3 protein-coding genes are annotated in these 1,721 nt (G+C 29.6%); all 3 read left to right on the top strand.

The window, feature by feature from the left end; genetic code table 11:
• Positions 1 to 195 precede the first annotated feature (195 nt).
• On the top strand, positions 196 to 501 hold the full coding sequence (locus HG1285_RS02775; protein ID WP_008289037.1) for a hypothetical protein: 306 nt from the start codon (positions 196 to 198) through the stop codon (positions 499 to 501).
• On the top strand, positions 455 to 868 hold the full coding sequence (locus HG1285_RS02780; RefSeq protein WP_008289036.1) for a DUF6262 family protein: 414 nt from the start codon (positions 455 to 457) through the stop codon (positions 866 to 868). The genes HG1285_RS02775 and HG1285_RS02780 overlap by 47 nt, the downstream gene beginning before the upstream one ends.
• A gap of 12 nt (positions 869 to 880) precedes the next feature.
• Positions 881 to 1,721 (top strand): DNA methyltransferase (locus tag HG1285_RS02785; RefSeq protein ID WP_008289035.1); only part of this gene is annotated, 841 nt, incomplete at its 3' end.

The raw sequence follows: 1,721 nt of genomic DNA, 5'->3' as shown, positions 1-1,721 counted from the left end.
CACTACACTATGCAAAAGTATTAGATGAACCTTAAGAAAATCATGGGAAGAAGTAACTAAGAAAGGACTTTTAGACTTGATGGAGAAAATGGATTAGTAAAGGTAGATATATCTGATATAGAAAATGAAGATATTATTGAATGGGAATGGATAAGATACAACCTTGATGCAGTCAGAATGCCTTTAGGATATTGTATGAAACCGAGTAAAATGGAATGTGCAACCCAGCTAAATCCTTGTTTAACCTGTAGAAGTTTCTGCACAACTCCAGAGTTTATACCGGCATTTGAGGAAGAAATAAAACAAACTAAAGAAATTATTAGAAAAGGAGAAATGCAAGGAAGAGCCTTATGGGTTCAAAAGAACAAATTACTTTTGGAAAAATTAGAAAACATTGTAGAAGTTTTAAAACAAGGAAAAATAAAACACGATGCAGGAAAGAGAGGTAGAGAATATGTTGGAGAAGAAAGAGAAAGAATTAGAAAACAGAAAAATAATTAGAAATACACGAGGCATAAAAGAGTATGCAAAGAAGAAAAAGGAAGAAACCGAGAAAAAAGTTAAAGATACTATTTACAGGCTTGTAAGAGAAAAACACCCTATAAACTTTAATACGGTAGCAAAGGAAGCAGGAGTATCTAAAGCCTATTTATACAAAAACAAAGAGATTAGAAAACTTATAGAAGAAATAAGAGCAAAACAGGGAGGATTAAAAAGCTCGAAGCAAATGAAAGTAAATATGACTGAGGGTAATAAAGATGCAATAATAGCTATAAAGAATAAACGAATTAAAGAGTTAGAGGAAGAAAACAGAAGATTGAAAGAAGAATTAGAAAGATTAAGAGGAATTTTATATGAAAAAATTTAGAGGAGGTTAAATATGCCTACAATTGAAGAGAAGAAGAGCAAGGTAAATAGCAAAAATAAATTGAACGACTTAACAGGGAAAGAATGGATACAGGAAACAAAGAGTTTCTTTTTTCAGAAAGGGTTGGGTAACAATCATCCTGAAACAAAGTATGAAAAACTACACCCAGCTCCCTTTTCCTATTTAGACGTAGCAAGGCTTATAAAGTTTTTCACAAAGAAAGGTGATAGAGTTTTAGACCCTTTTTTAGGAGTCGGCTCTACAATAAAAGCCTGTTTAGATACTGATAGAGAAGGATATGGTATAGAGTTGAGTGAAAAGTGGTGTGAAATAACCAAAAAAAGACTAAAGGAAGAATCCAATTTCATAATTGATGAACAACATTTAATATGTGGAGATAGCCGAGAAATAAAAAAGTATTTCCCAAATAATTATTTTGATTTTATTATAACTTCTCCTCCTTACTGGAATATTTTGAAAAAAATTGATAGAAAAACAAAAGAAAGAGTAGAAAACGGACTCGATGTTGTTTATTCCAAAAGTGATAAAGACTTAGGTAATATAGAAGATTACCATACTTTTTTAAAAGAATTAACAAAAATATTCTTTAAATGTTACGATGTATTAAAAAATGAAAAATATATGTGTATTATAGTAAGTGATTTTAATCATAAATCAGAGTTAATACCTTTTCATGCCCATCTAATAGAAAAATTAACGAATAAAAGAAGAAAAAAAAGATTCCTGTTAAAAGGTATAAAAATATTATTACAAAATGCAAAAAGATTGTTTCCATATGGGTATCCATATTCTTATGTAGAAAATATACATCACCAATACATAATAATTCTTC

Source organism: Hydrogenivirga sp. 128-5-R1-1 (assembly GCF_000171895.1).
This window is presented reverse-complemented; position numbering and strand designations above follow the sequence as displayed.

What these genes read in the sequence shown, in the direction of transcription:
- HG1285_RS02775 (WP_008289037.1), top strand. Translation starts at nt 196, where the DNA reads ATGAAACCGAGTAAAATGGAATGTGCAACCCAGCTAAATCCTTGTTTA.
- HG1285_RS02780 (WP_008289036.1), top strand. Translation starts at nt 455, where the DNA reads ATGTTGGAGAAGAAAGAGAAAGAATTAGAAAACAGAAAAATAATTAGA.